The sequence below is a fragment of the Clavibacter zhangzhiyongii genome, assembly GCF_014775655.1.
GTDB classification, from domain to species: Bacteria; Actinomycetota; Actinomycetes; order Actinomycetales; family Microbacteriaceae; genus Clavibacter; species Clavibacter zhangzhiyongii.
This window is the reverse complement of sequence record NZ_CP061274.1, coordinates 1,400,051-1,419,387: the sequence shown is the minus strand read 5'-3', so window position 1 is coordinate 1,419,387 and position 19,337 is coordinate 1,400,051. Positions and strand designations below refer to the sequence as shown.

Below are 19,337 nucleotides of genomic sequence, written 5' to 3'. Positions count from 1 at the left end.
GGCATCAGTCGCCCGAGGGCCCGAACTGCTCGATGCGGATCGCGTCGCGGCCCACGCCGGCGTCGAGGAGGAGGCGCGTGGCGCCGCCCGCGAACGCGGTGGACCCGCACACGAACGCCACGCCCGCGCCTGCCGCGAGCTCCGCGACCTCCTCGGGCCGGAACCGCCCGAAGCCGCGTGCGCCGCGGCGCTCCCGCGTGGTCGCGACGAGGGCGCCCGCGGCCTCCAGCTCGGCGAGGCAGGGGACGTCCGCCGCCGTGCGCGCGGCGACCCCCACCCGCACGAGGTCGGGCACGCCGAGGTGCCGCGCGTAGCGGACCATGGACACGAGCGGCACCGCGCCCGTCCCGCCCCCGAGGCCCACCGCGGGCGTCGCGCCGTCCCAGACGAAGAAGCCGCCGATGGGCAGGCGCATCTCGATCTCGTCGCCCACCGCCGCGACGTCCGCGAAGAAGCCGCTGACCTCGCCGTCCTCGTAGCGCTCCATCAGCAGCTCGACGCAGGGCTCGTGCGGCGCCGAGAGGATCGAGTACGAGCGCTGCGCCGTGTACCCGTCCTCCGCGCGCAGCCGCACGACGCAGTGCTGGCCGGGCAGGTGCGGGATCCGGTCGGGCACGTCGAAGCGCAGCAGGACCGTCGTGGGCGTCGGGTGCTCGAGCGCCGTGATGGTCGCCGTCCGCCACTCGCCGCCGACCGAGGCGGGGACCGCGGGCACGGGCGCCGCCGCGCTCAGCGGTCGCCCTGGTAGCGCTGCTCGCGCCACGGGTCGCCGCGGTCGTGGTAGCCGTTGCGCTCCCAGAAGCCCTGCTGGTCGCGGTCGAGGAGCGTGAGGCGGGCGATCCACTTCGCGCTCTTCCAGAAGTAGAGGTGCGGCACGAGGAGCCGGGCGGGTCCCCCGTGGTCGGCGGTCAGCGGACGGCCGTCGGCCTCGAAGGCGATCCAGGCCCGGCCGCCGCGGAGGTCCTCGAGCGGGAGGTTCGTCGTGTAGCCGGAGTGCGAGGTCGCGAGGACGAAGCGCGCCGCGGGCAGGGGGCCGGCCGCGTCGAGCAGGGTGTCGACGCTGACGCCCGCGAAGCGCGTGTCGAGGCGGGTCCAGGTGGTGACGCAGTGGATGTCGCCCGCGTACTCCGAGCGCGGGAGCGCGTGGGCCGCGTCCCAGTCCCACGTGGTCGGCCGCGCGACGAGGCCGTCGACGGCGATGGACCAGCGCGACTCCGGCAGGTTCGGCACCGCCTCCGCGGTGAGGACGGGCCAGCCGCCCTGCGTGTCGTACTGGCCGGGCGGGAGGCGGTCGGCCGGGCCCTTCCGGGGGCGGCCGACGAAGCCGCGGGTGATGCCGGTCATGGCGCCTCCTCGAAGGAGCGGGTCGGGGATCGGGTCCCGTCCATCATGCCGCGCGGATCAACCGGCCGCGGGGTGGGGCGCGCTCGGCGCCCGGATGGACGGGAGCGGACGGCGTCGCGGTCGCGGTCCCGGCTCCGCGTACCGTGGAGCGGGTGACCGCATCGCTCGTCCTCCTCAGCGACACCCATCTCCCGAAGCGCGCCCGGGACCTGCCGCAGGCGCTGTGGCGTGCCATCGACCGCGCCGACGTCGTGGTCCACGCCGGCGACTGGGTGGACGAGCCCGCGCTCGACGCGCTCGAGGCGCGCTCCGCCCGGCTCCTCGCCTGCTGGGGCAACAACGACCCCGCGGGGCTGCGGGCGCGGCTGCCGGAGACGGCGCGCGCCGTGATCGAGGGCATCCGGTTCGCGGTGACGCACGAGACGGGCGCCTCCACGGGCCGCGAGCGGCGGATGGACGCGGCCTTCCCGGAGACGGACGTGCTCGTCTTCGGCCACAGCCACATCCCCTGGGACACCGTGACGCCGCGGGGCCTCCGGCTCCTCAATCCCGGCTCCCCCACCGATCGACGGCGCCAGCCCGACTTCACCTGGATGACGGCGACCGCCGACGCCGGCCTGCTCGACGTGGAGCTGCACCGGTCGCCGACGCGCGACTGACGGGCGGGCCGGCAGGCAGGCGGGCCGCGCTAGCCGTCCGCCCGGCCGCAGAAGTCGAGGATCGCGCCCTCCAGCACGTCTGCGAGGGAGCGGATCGAGGCGACCTCGGCCCACTCCTCGGCCGCGTGCGCGCCGCCGCCGGTCACGCCCAGCAGGAGGCACGGGATCCCGGCCTCCTGCACGAGCCCGGCGTCCGTCCAGAACGGCTCGCCGCGGTGCGGCACCGGGGCGCCCGTCACGCGCGCGCCGCTGTCGAGCACGGCGCGCGCCAGCGGCCCGTCGACGTCGGCCTCGAACGCCGCGCGGGCGACGAGCGGCACGAGCTCGGCGTCCATGTCGGGCGTCCGGGCGACGACCGACGCGAGCGCGGCGCGGAGGCCCGCCTCCACGTCGGCGGTCGACTCGCCCGGCAGGAAGCGGCGCTCGACCGTGAGGACGCAGGCGTCGGCGACCGTCGCGGCGTCGGTGCCGCCGTGGATCCGGGACACGCGCACCGCGCCCGTGCCGAGCAGCGGGTGCCGGGGCCCGTCGGCGAGGCGCGCCGCCAGCGCGTCGAGCTCGCGCAGGACGAGGCCCGCGTGCGCGATCGCGTCGACGCCCTGCTCGGGCATGGATCCGTGCGCCGCGCGCCCCCGGAGGCGGATCTCGTACCAGCCGAAGCCGCGGTGAGCCACGATGGCCTCGGACTGGCTGGGCTCGGAGATCACGGCGCCGTCGACCACCGTGCCGTCGGCGGCGAGCGCGCGCAGCGCCTCCTCGGTGCCGATGCTGGCGAACTCCTCGTCGGCGACGAGCGCGAGCACGACGTCGCCGCGCGTGCCGATCCGGCGGGCCCGGTCGGCGGCGACCATCATGGCGGCGAGCCCGGCCTTCATGTCGAACGCGCCGCGGCCGAGGAGCCGGCCGCCCTCGATGCGGGGCGCGAGGCCGCCGCGCTCCGGGTCGCCCGGCGGGACCGTGTCGAGATGGCCGTCGAGGAGGATCGTGCGTCCGCCGCCGACGCCGCGCGCGGTCGCGAGCACGGTGGGGCGGCCGGGCACGTCCTCGACCACGCGCACCTCGAAGCCGCGGGCGCGGAGCCAGGCGGCGACGTGCGCGGCCACGGCGGGCTCGCCCGCGGCGCCCGGCACGAGGTCGGGGTTGGTGGAGTCGATGCGGATGAGGTCAACGGCGAGGTCGACCGGGTCGACGGCGGCGTCCAGCGCGGCGGCGCCGTGGTCCGCGGCGGACGCGGTCACGCGCGCGGCGGCAGGTCGTCGGCGGGCAGGGCCGGCAGATCCGCGCCCCGGCCGTCGTCCTCGGCGAGGCGCAGCGCCGCCTGCGGCACGACCACCCGGCGGCCGGGGGCGTCGTCGCCCTCCTCGGCGCCGAGCTCGACGACCCACGCGCGTCCACGCGCGGTCGGCACCGGGCTGACGCTGCGGAGCCCGTCCGAGGCAGAGGCGACCACGAGGCCGACCGGCTCCCCCGCGAGCGACGGGTCGCCCGTGGCGGCTGCGGCGTCGAGGATCACGACCACCGCGCCCACGCCGATCGCGTGCGACGGCTCCCCCGTCCGCTCGTCCTCGGATCCGTCCCGGCCGCGTCTCATCCACATGCGCCCATCGTCCCATCGGCCGGAGCCGCCCGGCCCGTGACGCACCGGCCGACCCGGGCGTCGGGCATCGAGCGCCGGCGCTCGGGCGACGCCCGGCCACGGCGGCTAGCGTGGGGATCCCACCTGCAAGAGGAGTCCGCGTGCCCCGTCCCACCGACATCATCATCAACCCGCTCGACGGGAAGCGCGCCGTCGTCACCGGCGGCAACAGCGGGCTCGGCCTCGAGACCGCGCGTCGCCTCGCCGCGGCCGGCGCGTCCGTCGTCCTCACGTCCCGCGACCCCGAGCGCGGCGAGGACGCGGCCGGCACCATCCGCGACCGCCACCCGGGCGTGCACGTCGAGGTCGGGTCCCTCGACCTCGCCGACCTCGCCTCGGTGCGCGCGTTCGCCGACGCCGAGATCGAGCGCGGGCCGATCGACATCCTGGTCGACAACGCCGGCGTCATGGCCCCGCCGGACCGGCGCGAGACGCGCGACGGCTTCGAGATCCAGCTCGGCACCAACCACCTCGGGCACTTCGCGCTCACGGGGCTCCTGCTCCCCGCGCTGCGGGCCGCCGAGGCCCCGCGCGTCGTCGTCGTCTCGAGCCTCGCCCACTGGATGGGCCGCATCGCGTTCGGCGACCTCCAGTCGGAGGAGCGCTACAGCCCGTGGGCCGCGTACGGCCAGGCCAAGCTCGCGAACCTGCTGTTCATGCGCCGCCTCCAGGCGCTCTCCGACGAGCGCGGCTGGGGCCTCACGGCGGTGGCGGCGCACCCCGGCGTCACCTCCACGAACCTCGCGAAGAACGGACCCGGATCCGGTCCGCAGGGCGTCCTGAGCGACCTCGCCGCGAAGGTCGGGCCGGCCGCCATGGGCCAGGACGTGCGCGTGGGCGCCCTCCCCCAGATCCAGGCCGCCACCGGTCTCGGCGTGCACCCGGGCGACTACTACGGCCCGGCCGGCCTCGGCGGGATGAGCGGCATGCCGCACCTCGCCGCGTCGAGCCCGCGGTCGAAGGACCCGGAGCTCGCCCGCCGCCTCTGGGACGCCTCCGAGCAGCTCACCGGCGTCGTCTACCCCGCCTAGCCGACGAGGGAAGCACGGCCGATGCGCCCGGGTCCTCCCCGGGCGCATTCCCTATGGTGGGGACATGAGCATCGACGCCGACCGCCCCTGGGTACGCAGCTACGCGGACGGGGTGTCGGCGGACATCCCGCCGGTGATCGGGTCCCTGGTCGACATGGTCGAGCGCTCGATCCAGCGCCACGCGAAGGCCGTCGCGCTCGAGTTCTTCGGGCGGGAGACGACCTACCGGGACATGGGCGACCGGATCCAGCGCGCCGCCGAGGGCCTCCGCCGGCTCGGCGTGCGCAAGGGCGACCGCGTCGCGCTCGTGCTGCCGAACTGCCCGCAGCACATCATCGCCTTCTACGCGATCCTGCGGCTCGGCGCGATCGTCGTCGAGCACAACCCGCTCTACACGCCCCGGGAGCTCCGCCACCAGTTCGAGGACCACGGGGCGCGCGTCGTCATCGCGTGGGACACGGTCGTCGGCACCATCCAGGACATGCCCCGCGACGTGCCCGTGGACACGATCGTGTCGGTCGACCTCACCCGGGCCATGCCGCTCGCGACCCGCCTCAAGCTGCGCCTGCCCGTGCCCGCCGCGCGCCGTGCCCGCGCCGCGATCACCGCGCCCGTGCAGGGCACCGTGACGTGGGAGGAGCTCGTGGACCACCGCCGCATCGCCTCCTCGCGCCCGCGCCCCGAGCTCGACGACATCGCGATCCTGCAGTACACGAGCGGCACCACCGCGTCCCCCAAGGGCGCGATCCTCACCCACCGCAACCTGCACGCCAACGCCATGCAGGGCCGCGCCTGGGTCCCGGGCCTCGCCGACGGCGGCGAGACCGTCTACGGCGTCCTGCCGATGTTCCACGCGTACGGCCTCACGCTGTGCCTCACCTTCGCCATGTCGATCGGCGCGCGCCTCGTGCTCTTCCCGAAGTTCGACGTGGACCTCGTGCTCGCCGCCGCGCGGAAGCACCCGCCGACGTTCCTGCCCGCCGTCCCGCCCATCTACGAGCGGCTGGCCCGCGGCGCGAAGGCCAAAGGCGTCGACCTCACGGGCGTGCGGTTCGCCATCTCCGGGGCGATGAACCTTCCCGTGTCCACCGTCGAGCTGTGGGAGGGCCTCACCGGCGGCTACCTCGTGGAGGGCTACGGCCTCACCGAGACGTCGCCCGTCTCGCTCGGCAACCCCATCGGCCCGTCACGCCGGCCCGGCACCGTGGGCGTCCCGTTCCCGAGCACCGAGGTGCGCGTCGTGGATCCCGAGGACCCGACGGTCGACCGCGCCCCGGGCGAGGAGGGCGAGCTGCTCATCCGCGGACCCCAGGTGTTCCAGGGCTACTGGCGCCGGCCCGACGAGACGCGCGCCGCGCTGCTCGACGGCGGCTGGTTCCGCACGGGCGACATCGTGCGCGTCGACGCCGACGGCTTCACCACCATCGTCGACCGGATGAAGGAGCTCATCATCACGGGCGGCTTCAACGTCTCGCCGAGCGAGGTGGAGGACGTCGTGCGCGGCGCCCCCGGCGTCCAGTCCGTCGCGGTCGTCGGGCTGCCCTCGGCCGACGGCGGCGAGGACGTCACGGCCGCGGTCGTGCTGGAGCCCGGCGCGACGCTCGACGAGGCCGCGATCCGCTCCCACTGCCGCGCGCACCTGACGGCGTACAAGGTCCCGCGCCGCGTGATCGCGGTGGAGGCGCTGCCGACGTCGCTGATCGGCAAGGTGCTGCGCCGCCAGGTCCGCGAGGACCTGCAGCGCGAAGGCTGACCGCCGCCTGGCAGGTGGCGCCCCGGGTCCGCCTGGGAGGGCGCGTCGGTCCTACGGTGGAGGGGCACGTTTCGTGCACCAACCATAGAAGGAGCGCAATGACTCGAGGCATCGCCGTCGTCACCGGAGGATCCGCAGGACTGGGACGGGCCACCGTCCGGGAGCTCGCGGACCGCGGCTGGGACGTCGCCGTCCTGGCGCGCGGCGAGGACGGGCTCGCGGGCGCCGTCGCCGACATCGAGGCGCGCGGTCGCCGCGGCCTCGGCATCTCCACCGACGTCGCCGACCGCCTGGCCGTCGAGGCCGCCGCCGACCGCGTCGAGGATGAGCTCGGCCCCATCGACCTCTGGGTCAACGACGCCATGGTCGGCGTCTTCGGCGAGTTCCTGACCACCGACCCCGCCGACTTCGAGCGGGCCACCGCGGTCAACTACTTCGGCTTCGTCAACGGCACGCGCGCCGCCCTCAGCCGCATGGTCCCGCGCGACAGCGGCCACGTCATCCAGGTCGGCTCGGCCCTCGCGCACCGCGGGATCCCGCTGCAGGCCGCCTACTGCGCCGCCAAGCACGCCGTGCAGGGCTTCACCGAGTCCGTGACGACCGAGCTGATCCACAACGGGAGCGCGGTCGCCATCTCCACGGTCGACATGCCCGCCCTCAACACCATCCAGTTCAACTGGGTCAAGTCGCAGCTGCCGCACCACCCGCAGCCCGTGCCGCCGATCTTCGAGCCCGAGGTGGGCGCGCAGGCCATCGCCGCCGTCGCCGAGAAGCCCAAGCGGCGCAACTGGGTGGGCGAGCCGACGGTGAAGACCGTGCTGGGCAACCGCTTCGTCGCCAACTGGCTCGACGGCTACCTCGCGAAGGTGGGCTACTCGGGCCAGCAGGCCGCCGAGAAGACCCAGCCCATGCTGCCGACCAACCTGTACACGCCCACCGCGGGCGACCACGGCGCCCGCGGCATCTTCAGCGACCAGGCCCGCACCATGAGCCCGCAGATCTGGATCGTCCGCAACCGGGCGAAGGCCGTGGCCATCGGGGCGGGCGCGCTCGTCTCGGGCCTCGTCGCCGGCACCGTCGCGCTCCGGCGCCGATAGCCTCGACGCATGGCTGACATCGACGCGATCGTGGTCGGATCCGGACCCAACGGGCTGGCCGCGGCCGTGACGATGGCCCGCGCGGGCCTCCGGGTCCAGGTGCACGAGCGCGCGGACACCATCGGCGGCGGGAGCCGCACGGCGGAGCTCACGCTGCCCGGCTTCCACCACGACATCTGCTCCGCCGTGCACCCGATGGCGCTCGCGTCCGGCTTCTTCCGCGCCTTCCAGCTCGACCGGCGCATCGACCTCGTGGTGCCGGACATCTCCTACGCGCACCCGCTCGACGGCGGCCGGTCCGGCATCGCGTACCGGGACATCGAGCGCACGGTCGACGCGCTCGGCGTCGACGGTCGCGCGTGGCGGCAGCTGATGGGTCCGCTGGCCGAGACGGCGGACCGCGTCGCCCAGTTCACGAACGGCCCGCTCCTGCAGGTGCCGCGCCACCCGCCCACCGCGATCCGCCTCGGCCTCCGCGCGCTCGAGCAGGGCTCGCCGCTCTGGCACGCGCGCTTCCGCGGTGACGTCGCACCCGCCATGTTCACGGGCGTCGCGGCGCACGCGATCCAGACGATGCCGAGCGTCTCGACCGCGGCGGCCGCGCTGTCGCTGGGCGCCTACGCCCACGCGCGCGGCTGGCCGGTGCCCATCGGCGGCAGCCAGTCCATCGTCGACGCGCTCGTCGACGACCTCCGGGCGCACGGCGGCGAGGTCGTGACCGGATCCGAGGTCACCTCGCTCGACGAGCTGCCGTCCGCCCGGGCCGTGCTCCTCGACACGAGCGCGCGCGCCCTCGCCCGCATCGCCGGCGACCGCCTCCCCGAGCGCTACCTCCGCGCCATCCGCCGCTTCCGCTACGGGAACGCCGCCTCGAAGGTCGACTTCGCGCTCTCCGGCCCCGTGCCGTGGACCGACCCCGAGCTCCGCCGCGCGGGCACGCTGCACGTCGGCGGGACCCGGGCCGAGATCCAGCGGGCGGAGCGCGACGTGGCCGCGGGCCGGCACAGCGACGACCCGTACGTGCTCGTCGCGCAGCCGTCCGTCGACGATCCCGGCCGGGCGCCCGAGGGGAAGCACGTGCTGTGGGCGTACACGCACGTGCCCGCGGGCTCCACGGTCGACCAGACCGAGGCGATCACGCGGCAGATCGAGCGGTTCGCCCCCGGCTTCCGCGACCTGATCCTCGCCTCCTCCAGCATCGACGCCGTCGGCATGGAGGAGCACGACCCCAACTACATCGGCGGCGACATCGCCGCGGGCGCCGCGAGCGCGTGGCAGCTCATCGCGCGGCCGGTGCTCTCGCCGGATCCCTGGCGCACCCCGGCCGCCGGCGTCTACCTCGCGTCGAGCTCGGCCACCCCCGGCCCGGGCGTGCACGGCATGGCCGGCTACCAGGCCGCCCGGAGCGCGCTGCGGCACGAGTTCGGGATCGAGCGGGGGCCCGACCTCTCGCTGTAGCAGGACGGCGCCCGGGCGTCGAGCCCCCGTGCCGATTACCGGAGCCTGGACGCGGACGGCAGACTGGGAGCATGTCCGTCACCCGCCGCCGCATGGAGTGCTCGCCCACCGACGTCGCGGAGGTGATCGCCGACGGCTGGCTGTTCCCCGCCTGGGTCGTCGGCGCGTCGCGGATGCGCGCGGTCGACGACGCCTGGCCCGCCGTCGGCGCGAAGCTGCACCACTCCTTCGGCTCCTGGCCCGTGCTCATCGATGACGCCACCACGATGCTCGAGTGGGACCCGCCGCGCCGCATGGTCATGCAGCCCAAGGGCTGGCCGCTCGGCGAGGCCCGCGTCACGCTCGAGGTGCGTACGATCGCCGACGGCTGCGAGGTGCGGATGACCGAGGAGGCCGTCCGCGGCCCCGGCCGCCTCGTGCCAGGGCCGATCATGGACCTGCTCCTGCACGCGCGGAACGTCGAGACGCTCCGCCGGCTCGCCCACCTCGCCGAGGGGCGCGCGGGCCGGCGCTGACCCGCGTCCCCCCGGTCGTCGCCTGCCCGTCACCGGCTGGCGCGCGCCCGCGGCCTAGGGTGGGAGGGGTGACCACCCCCACCGACCGGCCCTGGCTGGCCAGCTACGCGCCCGACGTCCCGCACGAGATCGACCTGCCGCAGGGATCGCTCGTCGACATCGTCGACCAGTCCGTGCTCCGCTTCCCGGGCGGCACCGCGCTCGACTTCCTCGGCGCGGAGACCAGCTACCGCGAGCTCGGCGAGCAGATCGCCCGGGCCGCGCAGGGCCTCGCCGACGCGGGCGTGCGCGCCGGCGACCCCGTCGCCATCGTGCTGCCGAACTGCCCGCAGCACGTCGTCGCGTTCTACGCGGTGCTGCGCCTCGGCGCCGTGGTCGTCGAGCACAACCCGCTGTACACGCCGCGCGAGCTGCAGCACCAGTTCGAGGACCACGGCGCGCGCACGGTCATCGCGTGGGACCGGTCGGTGGCCACCATCCAGGGGCTGCCGGACGCCGCGCGGCCCGAGCGGATCGTGTCGGTCGATGTGACGCGCGCCATGCCGCTGCGGACGCGGCTCCTCCTCCGCCTGCCCGTCCCGAAGGCGCGCGCCGCCCGGGCCGCCATCGCGGCGAAGGTGAGCGGCACGATCCCGTGGGAGCGGATCACGGCGTCCGCGCCCCTGCCCGCCGACCACCCGCGGCCCGGCGCCGACGACCTCGCGGTGATTCAGTACACGAGCGGCACGACGGGCACCCCGAAGGGCGCCGAGCTCACGCACCTCAACCTGAGCGCCAACGCGGCCCAGTCGCGCGCCTGGGTGCCGACGGTCCCCCGCGGCACGAGCGTCGTCTACGCCGTGCTGCCCATGTTCCACGCCTACGGGCTGACCCTCTGCCTCACCTTCGCGATGAGCATGGGCTCCCGCCTGGTGCTCTTCCCGCGCTTCGAGCCGGACCTCGTGCTGCAGGCGATCCGCCGCCACCCGCCCACGTTCCTGCCGGCCGTGCCGCCCATCTACGCCCGGCTGCGCGAGGCGGCGGAGGCCCAGGGCGTCTCGCTCGCGGGCATCTCCATCTCGATCTCGGGGGCCATGGCGCTGCCGGAGACGGTGGTGGTGCCGTGGGAGGAGCAGACGGGCGGGTGGCTCGTGGAGGGCTACGGCCTGTCGGAGTGCTCGCCCGTGCTCATGGCCAACCCCGTCGGCGACACGCGTCGCGCCGGCACCGTGGGCCTGCCGCTGCCGAACACCGAGGTGCGGGTGGTGGATCCCGAGGACCCGTCCGTCGACCGCCCGGCCGGCGAGCCCGGCGAGCTGCTGGTGCGCGGGCCGCAGGTGTTCCGCGGGTACCACGGGCGGCCCGACGAGACGGCCGCGGTGCTGCTGCCCGGCGGCTGGTTCCGCACGGGCGACATCGTGACCGTCGACGCGGACGGCTTCGTGCGCATCGCCGACCGGATCAAGGAGCTCATCATCACGGGCGGCTTCAACGTCTCGCCGAGCGAGGTCGAGGACGCGGTGCGGGAGCTGGACGGGGTGCGGGACGCGGCCGTGGTCGGGATCCCGCGCGACGGCGGCGACGAGGAGGTCGTGGCCGCCGTCGTGCTCGAGGAGGGCGCGAGCCTCGACGAGCAGGCCGCGCGCGCCGAGCTGCGCGGCCACCTCACGGCGTACAAGGTGCCGCGGCGGATCGTCGTGCTCGACGAGCTGCCGACGTCGCTGCTCGGCAAGGTGCTGCGCCGGAAGGTGCGCGAGGGGATCCTCGCGGGCGACTGACCGTCTCCGTCCCGTGAGCGGCGTCGGGCGGCCGCGGTGCGCGACCGCCCGACGCCCGCCGCGCTAGAAGCCGCCGAAGTCGCCGCCGCCGCCGAAGTCGCCCCCGCCGAAGTCGGCCCCGCCGCCGAAGTCGCCGCCGCCGAAGTCGCCGGAGCCCGCGTCGCCCGCGCCGGCGTCCGCGCCGCCCGCGTCCGCGCCGCCCGCATCGCCGGCGCCGTCGGCACCCGCGTCCGCGCCGCCGTCCGCGCCCGCCTGGTCCTGGCCGACCGCGTCGGGGATGAGCGCCTGCGCGATGGCCGAGCCGACCACGACGCCCGCGATGGTGCCGAGCATGGATCCGGCGATCATGCCGCCCATGCCCATGCCGCCGCTGCCGCCCGCGAGGCCGCCGCGCGGGCCGAGGGTCCGCTCGAGCGTGCCGGGCGCGCGCATCTCGGTGCGCGTGGCGGACCGTGCGAGCGACTCGGGCCGGTCGTCGAGCGGCGCGTCGCCCTCGGCCGCGTCGGAGCTCAGCTGGCGGAAGAGGATCTCGCGCTGCTCGGGGGTGAGCTTCCCGAAGGCCTCGACGTGCACCTCCTCGATCTTCTCGGGCGGCGCGGTGCGGAGCAGGTAGCGGTAGCGCTCGACGGCGATCTCGTCCTCGCTGCGCGCGGGGCGAGCGTCACCGGAGCGGTCGCGTCGGTCGGCGGGCTGCTCGTCGCGGCCCAGGAGCCTGTCCAGGAATCCCATGGTGGTGCCTCTCGCAGACGGCCGGATCGGCGGGGATCGTCGATCGCATCAGCCGCCTCCACCGTAGGCGCCGCGCCCGGGAGCGGCGTGGGAGGCGGGTGTCCGTCGCCCCGGCGGCGGACGGGCCGCGGCGGACGGGCCACGGCGGTCGGGCCGCGGCGGGTCAGCGCGCGGAGCGGCGGTCCCGGCGGCGGCGCCGGAGGGCGCGGACGACGAGCAGGAGCAGCAGGATCCCGAGGACCGCGTAGACCGCGTAGTCGAGGTACTGCGCGTACCGGTCGATGAGCTCGTACTGGCTGCCGAGGGCGGCGCCGAGGCCGATGAGGGCGCCGTTCCAAAGGGCGCTGCCGGCGATCGTGTAGAAGCTGAAGGTGCCGAGGTGCATGCCGGCCGCGCCCGCGGGCAGGGAGATGAGGCTGCGGACGCCGGGCACGAGCCGACCGAAGAACACGGCCGAGCGGCCGTGGCGGTGGAACCACGCGGCGGCGACCTCGAAGTCGTGGCGCTCCACGAGCGGCAGCTTGGAGAGCACGCGGATGGTGCGCTCCTCGCCCGCCTTCCTGCCGAGCCAGTAGAGGAGGAGGGCGCCGAGGTACGCGCCGAGGATGCTGGCCACGATGACGAGCACGAGGTTCATCCGACCGGTGGCGGCGACGAAGCCCGCGAGCGGCAGGACCACCTCGCTGGGGATGGGCGGGAAGACCGTCTCGACGAAGGTCATCGCGCCGACGCCCGCCTCGCCGAGCGCCTCGATGACCCGGGCGGCGGTGCCCACCAGCCCGTCGAGGCCCTGGAGCGGGTCCTCGCCCGTCGCGGCCGGGCGGGGCGCGGTGGTCGTCGTCGGCAGGAGGGTCGGCGGCATCAGGGCGGTCACCCCTCCACGGTACCGGGACGCTCCCGCGCGACCCGTCCGCGGGGGTCCGCGTGGACGGCTCGCGCGGGAACCGCGGGTCCGCGCGCCCCCGGGATGGGTCGCGTACCGTGGTCGGGTGCCGTCACCGATCCTCCGCTCCCGGTCCCTCCGCGCCTCCGTCTCCCTCCTCGCCGCGGCCGCCCTGGTGGCCGGGCTCGGCGCGTGCACCGCCCGGCAGGATCCGCCCGAGGTCGCCCGTCCCGTCACCGCGGCACCCGACGCGGCCCTCACGGTCGTGGGCGACGCCGACGACTCCAGCGCATCCGTGGCCATGAGCGGGAGCCTGTTCCGGTCGGCTCCGGTCAGCGTGCTGGCGCCCGCGGGCGACCCCGCCGCGCAGGAGCTCGCCGCCGACGCCGCCGTCGCGCTGGGCGCGCCGCTCATCGTCGCGGGATCCGGGGCCGCGCCGGAGATCGCGCGGCTCGGCTCCACGGGCGTGCTGGCCGTGGGCGACCTCGCGGAGGACGCGACGGCGGCCCTCCCCGACTCGACGACCGTGGTGCGCGCCGAGCGCGCGGACGACGTGGCCCGGGCGACGGGCGCCGAGGTCGCCGACGCCGGCACCGACGCGTCCGCGGATCCGGCCGCCGCCGTCGCGCGCGTGGCCGCGCTCGCCTCCCCGGCCCCGGCCGCGGGCGCGACGCCCGCCACGCCGGCCGGATCCGAGGGCGCGGCCCTCCCGCCCACCGCGCCGGCGGCCGCCCTCGCCGACGCGCACGCCCTCGCGACCGACGCCCCCTCCTCCCTCGCCGCGGTCGCGACGGCGCGCGCGGCCGGCGTCGGCGTCACCGTCCTGCCGGAGGCGACGCCCGATCCGCGCGCTTCCCCCGACGCGGTCGCCGCGCTGCACGACGCTCAGGCCGCCTCCACCCTCGCCGTCGGCGCCGCGTACGCCGACGACGCGACGCTCGAGGGGCGGATCCGCACGGCTGCCACCGGCGACCAGCTCCCGGGCGGCGGCCAGCTCGTCCTCCCCGGCAAGCGCTACGTCGCGCTGTACGGCGCGGCGGGCACCGGCGCGCTCGGCGTGCTGGGCGAGCAGGGCCCGGCGGACGCGGTGGCGCGGGCGAAGGCGCAGGCCGCCGCGTACCAGCCGTTCTCCGACGAGCCCGTGATCCCCATGTTCGAGCTCATCGCGACCGTCGCGGCGGGCTCGGCCGGGCCCGACGGCGACTACTCCTCCGAGGTCCCCGTCGAGACCCTCCAGCCGTGGATCGACGCGGCCCGCGACGCCGGCGTCTACGTCGTCCTCGACCTGCAGCCCGGCCGCACCGACTTCCTCACCCAGGCCAGGCGCTACGAGTCCGTGCTCGCGCAGCCGGGCGTGGGCCTCGCGCTCGACCCCGAGTGGCGGCTCGGCGCGGACCAGGTCCCGCTGAAGCAGATCGGCAGCGTCTCCGCCGCCGAGGTCGACGCGACGACCGACTGGCTCGCGGGCCTCGTGCGCGACCGCGGCCTCCCGCAGAAGATGCTCGTGCTGCACCAGTTCCGCCTCAGCATGATCCAGGACCGCTCCGCCCTCGACACGTCCCACCCCGAGCTCGCGATGCTCGTGCACGCCGACGGGCAGGGCGGCCAGCCCGACAAGCAGGCCACCTGGCGGGCGCTGCACGCCGACGCGCCGGCCGGCCTCGCGTGGGGCTGGAAGAACTTCATCGACGAGGACACGCCCATGCTGACGCCCGAGCAGACGATGCGCGACGTCTCCCCCGTGCCCGACCTCGTCACCTACCAGTAGGGCCGGGGCCGGGCGGGCCGGTCAGGACTCGGTGACGCGGCCCGCGTCGACGTGCCAGTGGCGGTCGAGGCGCACGGCGTCGAGCATCCGCCGGTCGTGCGTGACGAGCAGCAGCGTGCCGTCGTAGGACTCGAGCGCCTGCTCGAGCTGCTCGATGGCGGGCAGGTCGAGGTGGTTGGTCGGCTCGTCGAGCACGAGCAGGTTGACGCCGCGCGCCTGCAGCAGCGCGAGGCCCGCGCGCGTCCGCTCCCCCGGCGACAGGCCGTCGACCGGGCGCGTGACGTGGTCGGCGCGGAGGCCGAACTTCGCGAGCAGCGTGCGGACCTCCGCGGGCGACATGTCCGGCACCTGCGCGGCGAACGACTCCGCGAGCGGCAGGTCGCCCCGCAGCGACGCGCGCGCCTGGTCGATCTCGCCGACCTGGACGCTGCGGCCGGGCGACGCGTCGCCGGCGTCGGGGGCGATGCGGCCGAGGATCAGGCCGAGCAGCGTGGACTTGCCCGCGCCGTTGGGGCCGGTGATCCCGATGCGGTCGCCGCCGTCGACCTGCAGCGACACGGGTCCGAGCGTGAAGGCGCCGCGCGTGACGGTCGCGTCCCGGAGCGTCGCCACCACGGCGCTCGAGCGCGGCGCCTGGCCGATCGTGAAGGCGAGCTCCCACTCCTTGCGCGGCTCCTCGACCTCCTCCAGCCGGGCGATGCGGCTCTCCATCTGCCGGACCTTCTGGCCCTGCTTCTCGCTCGACTCGGCCGAGGCCTTGCGGCGGATCTTGTCGTTGTCGGGTGCCTTGCGCATCGCGTTCCGGACGCCCTGCGACGACCACTCGCGCTGCGTGCGGGCACGGGCGACGAGGTCGGCCTTCGTGTCGGCGAACTGCTCGTACGCCTCGCGCGCGTGGCGGCGGGCGACCTGGCGCTCCTCGAGGAACGCGTCGTAGCCGCCCTCGTACACGCGCACGCTGTCCTGCGCGAGGTCGAGCTCGACGACGGTGGTGACGCAGCGGGCGAGGAACTCGCGGTCGTGCGAGACGAGCACGACGCCGCCGCGGAGGCCGCGCACGAAGGACTCGAGGCGCGCGAGGCCGTCGAGGTCGAGGTCGTTGGTGGGCTCGTCGAGGAGCACCACGTCGAAGCGGCTGAGGAGGAGCGCCGCGAGGGCGACGCGCGCCGCCTGGCCGCCGGAGAGGCCGGCGGTGGGCAGCGACGGGTCGAGGTCGAGGCCCAGCTCCGCGAGCGTGACGGGGAGGCGCTCGTCGAGGTCGGCCGCGCCGCTCGCCATCCAGCGGTCGAGGGCCGTGCCGTACGCGTCGTCGGCGCCGGGGAGGCCCTCGCCGAGGGCGACGGCCGTGCGGTCGAGCTCCGCGGAGGCCTCGGCGCACCCGGTGCGGCGGGCGACGTAGCCGGCGACGGTCTCCCCCGGGATCCGCTCGTGCTCCTGCGGCAGCCAGCCGATGAACGCGTCGGCGGGCGAGAGCAGCACGCGGCCGTCCTGCGGCGCGTCCACGCCCGCGAGGAGCCGGAGGAGCGTGCTCTTGCCGGCGCCGTTCGCGCCGACGAGGCCCACGACGTCCCCGGGCGCGACCGTGAGGTCGAGCCCGGAGAACAGCGTGCGGTGCCCGTGGCCTCCGGCGAGGCCGCGGGCGACGAGGGTGGCGGTCACGAGGCCTGCGCGCGCTCCAGCACGAGCTCGCGGACGCGGGCCGCGTCCGCCTGGCCGCGCATGGCCTTCATCACGGCGCCGATGACGGCGCCGGCGGCCTGCACCTTGCCGTCGCGGATCTTCGCGAGCACGTCGGGCTGCGCCTGGAGCGCCTCGTCGATGGCCTGGATGAGCGGGCCGTCGTCGGACACGACCGCGAGGCCGCGCGCGTCCACGACCTCCTGCGCCGTGCCCTCTCCGTCGATGACGCCCTCGAGCACGTCGCGCGCCAGCCGGTTCGTCAGCGTGCCGGCCTCGACCAGCTCGATGACGGACGCGACCTGCTCCGGGCTGATCAGCGTCGTCGCGTCCACGCCGCGCGCGTTGGCGATGCGGGCGATCTCGCCCGTCCACCACTTGCGCGCCGCCTGGGGGGCGGCGCCGGCCTCGACCGTGCCGACGAGCTCGGTGAGGAGCCCGGAGTTCACGACGTCCTGGAACTCGAGGTCGGTGAAGCCCCACTCGGCCTTGAGCCGGCGGCGGCGGATCGCGGGCGACTCGGGCAGCGCGGCCCGCAGCTCCTCGATCAGCTCGGCGCTCGGCTGCACGGGCAGCAGGTCGGGCTCGGGGAAGTAGCGGTAGTCGTCGGCGTCGCTCTTCGGGCGGCCGGCGGAGGTGCGTCCGGTGTCCTCGTGCCAGTGCCGCGTCTCCTGCGTGATCGTGCCGCCGGAGGCGAGGATGGCCGCCTGACGCTGGATCTCGTAGCGGATGGCGCGCTCGACGCTGCGGAGCGAGTTGACGTTCTTCGTCTCCGTGCGGGTGCCGAGCTTGCCGGATCCGCGCGGGCTCAGCGAGATGTTCGCGTCGCAGCGGAGGTTGCCGCGCTCCATCTTCGCGTCGGAGATGCCGAGCGCCACGACGATGTCGCGGATGGTCGACACGTACGCCTTCGCGAGCTCGGGCGCCTCCGCCTCGGCCCCGTAGATGATGTCCGTGACGATCTCGACGAGCGGCACGCCGGCGCGGTTGTAGTCGACCAGCGAGTGGTCCGCGCCCTGGATCCGGCCCGTCGCGCCGCCCACGTGCGTGAGCTTCCCGGCGTCCTCCTCCATGTGCGCGCGCTCGATCGGCACCGTGACGATGCGGCCGTCGGGCATCTCGACCTCGACCGAGCCGCGGAATGCGATGGGCTCGTCGAACTGGCTGATCTGGTAGTTCTTCGCGAGGTCCGGGTAGAAGTAGTTCTTCCGGGCGAAGCGGGAGCTCGGCGCGATCGAGCAGCCGAGCGCGAGGCCCAGGCTGATCGAGTGCCTGACGGCCTGCTCGTTCACCACGGGCAGCGACCCCGGGAGCCCGAGGTCCACCGGCGTGATGTTGGTGTTGGGCTCGCCGCCGAAGAAGTTCGGGGCGTCGGAGAACATCTTCGTGCGCGTGTTCAGCTCCACGTGCACCTCGAACCCGAGCACGGGCTCGAACATCTCGATGGCCTTGTCGTAGTCCATCAGCTCGGCCTTGGCCATCAGTGCGTGTCTCCGTCCGTGGTGCGGCGCGCGGCGCGCGCGAGCTCGGGTGCCTGGGCGAGCAGGGGCCCGCCCCACTGCCGCTCGAGGATCTGCTCGAGGGCGGCGCCGACCGTGTAGAGGCGCGCGTCCTCGCGGGCGGGCGCCATGAACTGGATCCCGACAGGCAGCCCGTCCTCGGGCGCGAGCCCGATGGGGAGGCCGATGCCGGGGACGCCCGCGAGGTTCGCGGGGATCGTCGTGAGGTCGTTGAGGTACATGGCCAGCGGGTCGTCGAGCTTCTCGCCGAGCTTGAACGCCGTCGTGGGCGCGGAGGGCGTCACGAGCACGTCGACCTGCTGGAACGCGGCGTCGAAGTCGCGCTGGATGAGCGTGCGGACCTTCTGCGCGCTGCCGTAGTACGCGTCGTAGTAGCCCGCGCTCAGGGCGTAGGTGCCGAGGATGATGCGGCGCTTGACCTCGGGGCCGAAGCCGGCCTCGCGGGTCGCGGCCATGACGTCCTCGACCGTGCCGCCGCCCGGCGGGTTCACCCGGAGGCCGAAGCGCACCGAGTCGAACTTCGCGAGGTTGCTCGACGCCTCGGCCGGGAGGATCAGGTAGTAGGCGGCGATGGCGTGCTCGAAGTTCTGGGCGGACACCTCGACGATCTCCGCGCCCGCCTGCTCGAGGAGCGCGAGCGCCTCGCGGAAGCGCTGCGTGACGCCGGCCTGGAAGCCCTCGCCGTCGAGCTGCTTCACGACGCCGACGCGGAGGCCCTTCAGGGCCCCCTCGCGCTGCCCGGCCCGGGCGGCGTCGGCGAACGACGGCCACGCGTCGGTGAGCGACGTGGAGTCGCGCGGGTCGTGGCCGCCGATGACGTCGTGCACGAGCGCCGAGTCGAGCACCGTGCGGGACACGGGGCCGACCTGGTCGAGGCTCGAGGCGAGCGCGATGGCGCCGTAGCGGCTGACGCCGCCGTAGGTGGGCTTGACGCCCACCGAGCCGGTGACGGCCGCGGGCTGGCGGATGGATCCGCCGGTGTCGGAGCCGAGCGCGACGGGCGCCTCGAACGCGGCGACCGCGGCCGCGGATCCGCCGCCCGAGCCGCCGGGGATGCGGTCGAGGTCCCACGGGTTGTGCGTGGCGCCGAACGCGGAGTGCTCGGTGGAGGAGCCCATCGCGAACTCGTCCATGTTGGTCTTGCCGAGGGGCACGAGGCCCGCGGCGCGGAGGCGCTGCACGACGGTGGCGTCGTAGGGCGGGGTCCAGCCCTCGAGCATGCGCGAGCCCGCGGTGGAGGGCATGTCGATGGTGCAGAGCACGTCCTTGATGGCGATGGGCACGCCGGCGAGCGGACCGAGCGCGGCCCCCTCGGCGCGCTGCGCGTCGATCTCGGCGGCGCGCCCGAGGGCGGCTTCCCCGGAGACGTGGAGGAACGCGTGGACGTCGCCGTCGACGTGGTCGATGCGGTCGAGGTGCGCGCGCACGGCGTCGACGCTCGACACGTCGCCGGAGGCGAGGCGGTCGGCGAGGGCGGAGGCGCTGAGGCGCGTGAGGTCGTCGGTCATGG

At 75.5% G+C, this 19,337-nt stretch carries 17 protein-coding genes; 8 read left to right on the top strand and 9 right to left on the bottom strand.

Going from position 1 to position 19,337, the window contains the following annotated elements; all coding sequences use genetic code 11:
- Window positions 1–4 precede the first annotated feature (4 nt).
- Complete coding sequence (locus H9X71_RS06775; protein ID WP_244961873.1) at window positions 5–715, bottom strand: FAD-binding oxidoreductase; 711 nt, start codon at window positions 713–715, stop codon at window positions 5–7.
- Between the two features lie 14 nt (window positions 716–729).
- Window positions 730–1,344, bottom strand: coding sequence for a sulfite oxidase-like oxidoreductase (locus tag H9X71_RS06770; RefSeq protein ID WP_191148899.1), 615 nt, complete (start codon window positions 1,342–1,344; stop codon window positions 730–732).
- Between the two features lie 152 nt (window positions 1,345–1,496).
- Here H9X71_RS06770 and H9X71_RS06765 point away from each other — a divergent pair, with 152 nt between their 5' ends.
- Window positions 1,497–2,003, top strand: coding sequence for a metallophosphoesterase family protein (locus H9X71_RS06765; RefSeq protein WP_191148898.1), 507 nt, complete (start codon window positions 1,497–1,499; stop codon window positions 2,001–2,003).
- Window positions 2,004–2,032: 29 nt separating this feature from the next.
- On the opposite strand, the gene H9X71_RS06760 is transcribed toward H9X71_RS06765, so the two are convergent.
- Window positions 2,033–3,241 (bottom strand): M20/M25/M40 family metallo-hydrolase, encoded by a 1,209-nt coding sequence (locus tag H9X71_RS06760; RefSeq protein WP_213003963.1) that lies wholly within the window; start codon window positions 3,239–3,241, stop codon window positions 2,033–2,035.
- Window positions 3,238–3,600: a hypothetical protein gene (locus tag H9X71_RS06755; protein ID WP_191148897.1), complete on the bottom strand. Its 363-nt coding sequence runs from the start codon at window positions 3,598–3,600 to the stop codon at window positions 3,238–3,240. The genes H9X71_RS06760 and H9X71_RS06755 overlap by 4 nt, the downstream gene beginning before the upstream one ends.
- Before the next feature lie 140 nt (window positions 3,601–3,740).
- On the opposite strand from H9X71_RS06755, the gene H9X71_RS06750 reads away from it, so the two are divergent.
- From H9X71_RS06750 to H9X71_RS06725, 6 genes are all read left to right on the top strand, one after another.
- Window positions 3,741–4,670, top strand: coding sequence for an oxidoreductase (locus H9X71_RS06750; protein WP_191148896.1), 930 nt, complete (start codon window positions 3,741–3,743; stop codon window positions 4,668–4,670).
- A gap of 64 nt (window positions 4,671–4,734) precedes the next feature.
- Window positions 4,735–6,423, top strand: coding sequence for a long-chain-fatty-acid--CoA ligase (locus H9X71_RS06745; protein WP_191148895.1), 1,689 nt, complete (start codon window positions 4,735–4,737; stop codon window positions 6,421–6,423).
- A 98-nt stretch (window positions 6,424–6,521) separates the two neighbouring features.
- Window positions 6,522–7,520: an SDR family oxidoreductase gene (locus H9X71_RS06740; protein WP_191148894.1), complete on the top strand. Its 999-nt coding sequence runs from the start codon at window positions 6,522–6,524 to the stop codon at window positions 7,518–7,520.
- 9 nt (window positions 7,521–7,529) lie between these two features.
- Window positions 7,530–8,978, top strand: a complete 1,449-nt coding sequence (locus H9X71_RS06735; protein WP_191148893.1) for a phytoene desaturase family protein — start codon at window positions 7,530–7,532, stop codon at window positions 8,976–8,978.
- A 71-nt stretch (window positions 8,979–9,049) separates the two neighbouring features.
- Window positions 9,050–9,493, top strand: a complete 444-nt coding sequence (locus H9X71_RS06730) for an SRPBCC family protein (protein ID WP_191148892.1) — start codon at window positions 9,050–9,052, stop codon at window positions 9,491–9,493.
- A gap of 68 nt (window positions 9,494–9,561) precedes the next feature.
- The gene (locus tag H9X71_RS06725; RefSeq protein WP_191148891.1) at window positions 9,562–11,250 is read left to right on the top strand and encodes a long-chain-fatty-acid--CoA ligase; all 1,689 of its coding nucleotides are present in this window, start codon (window positions 9,562–9,564) and stop codon (window positions 11,248–11,250) included.
- A 63-nt stretch (window positions 11,251–11,313) separates the two neighbouring features.
- On the opposite strand, the gene H9X71_RS06720 is transcribed toward H9X71_RS06725, so the two are convergent.
- Both H9X71_RS06720 and H9X71_RS06715 read right to left on the bottom strand, forming a co-directional pair.
- Complete coding sequence (locus H9X71_RS06720) at window positions 11,314–11,979, bottom strand: hypothetical protein (RefSeq protein ID WP_191148890.1); 666 nt, start codon at window positions 11,977–11,979, stop codon at window positions 11,314–11,316.
- Window positions 11,980–12,142: 163 nt separating this feature from the next.
- Entirely contained in the window at window positions 12,143–12,841 is a 699-nt protein-coding gene (locus H9X71_RS06715; RefSeq protein ID WP_191149113.1) for a DedA family protein, read from the bottom strand.
- 127 nt (window positions 12,842–12,968) lie between these two features.
- Between H9X71_RS06715 and H9X71_RS06710 the strand changes: the two genes are divergently transcribed.
- Window positions 12,969–14,630: a hypothetical protein gene (locus H9X71_RS06710; RefSeq protein WP_191148889.1), complete on the top strand. Its 1,662-nt coding sequence runs from the start codon at window positions 12,969–12,971 to the stop codon at window positions 14,628–14,630.
- A 21-nt stretch (window positions 14,631–14,651) separates the two neighbouring features.
- Here H9X71_RS06710 and H9X71_RS06705 read toward each other — a convergent pair whose 3' ends face one another.
- Genes H9X71_RS06705 through gatA form a run of 3 tightly spaced genes read right to left on the bottom strand, consistent with a single transcriptional unit; the run spans window position 14,652 to window position 19,335 of the window.
- Entirely contained in the window at window positions 14,652–16,289 is a 1,638-nt protein-coding gene (locus H9X71_RS06705; RefSeq protein WP_191148888.1) for an ABC-F family ATP-binding cassette domain-containing protein, read from the bottom strand.
- On the bottom strand, window positions 16,286–17,788 hold the full coding sequence (gene gatB, locus H9X71_RS06700; RefSeq protein WP_191148887.1) for an Asp-tRNA(Asn)/Glu-tRNA(Gln) amidotransferase subunit GatB: 1,503 nt from the start codon (window positions 17,786–17,788) through the stop codon (window positions 16,286–16,288). Before gatB ends, H9X71_RS06705 begins: the two co-directional genes overlap by 4 nt.
- On the bottom strand, window positions 17,788–19,335 hold the full coding sequence (gene gatA / locus H9X71_RS06695) for an Asp-tRNA(Asn)/Glu-tRNA(Gln) amidotransferase subunit GatA (RefSeq protein WP_191148886.1): 1,548 nt from the start codon (window positions 19,333–19,335) through the stop codon (window positions 17,788–17,790). Before gatA ends, gatB begins: the two co-directional genes overlap by 1 nt.
- Window positions 19,336–19,337: the final 2 nt, after the last annotated feature.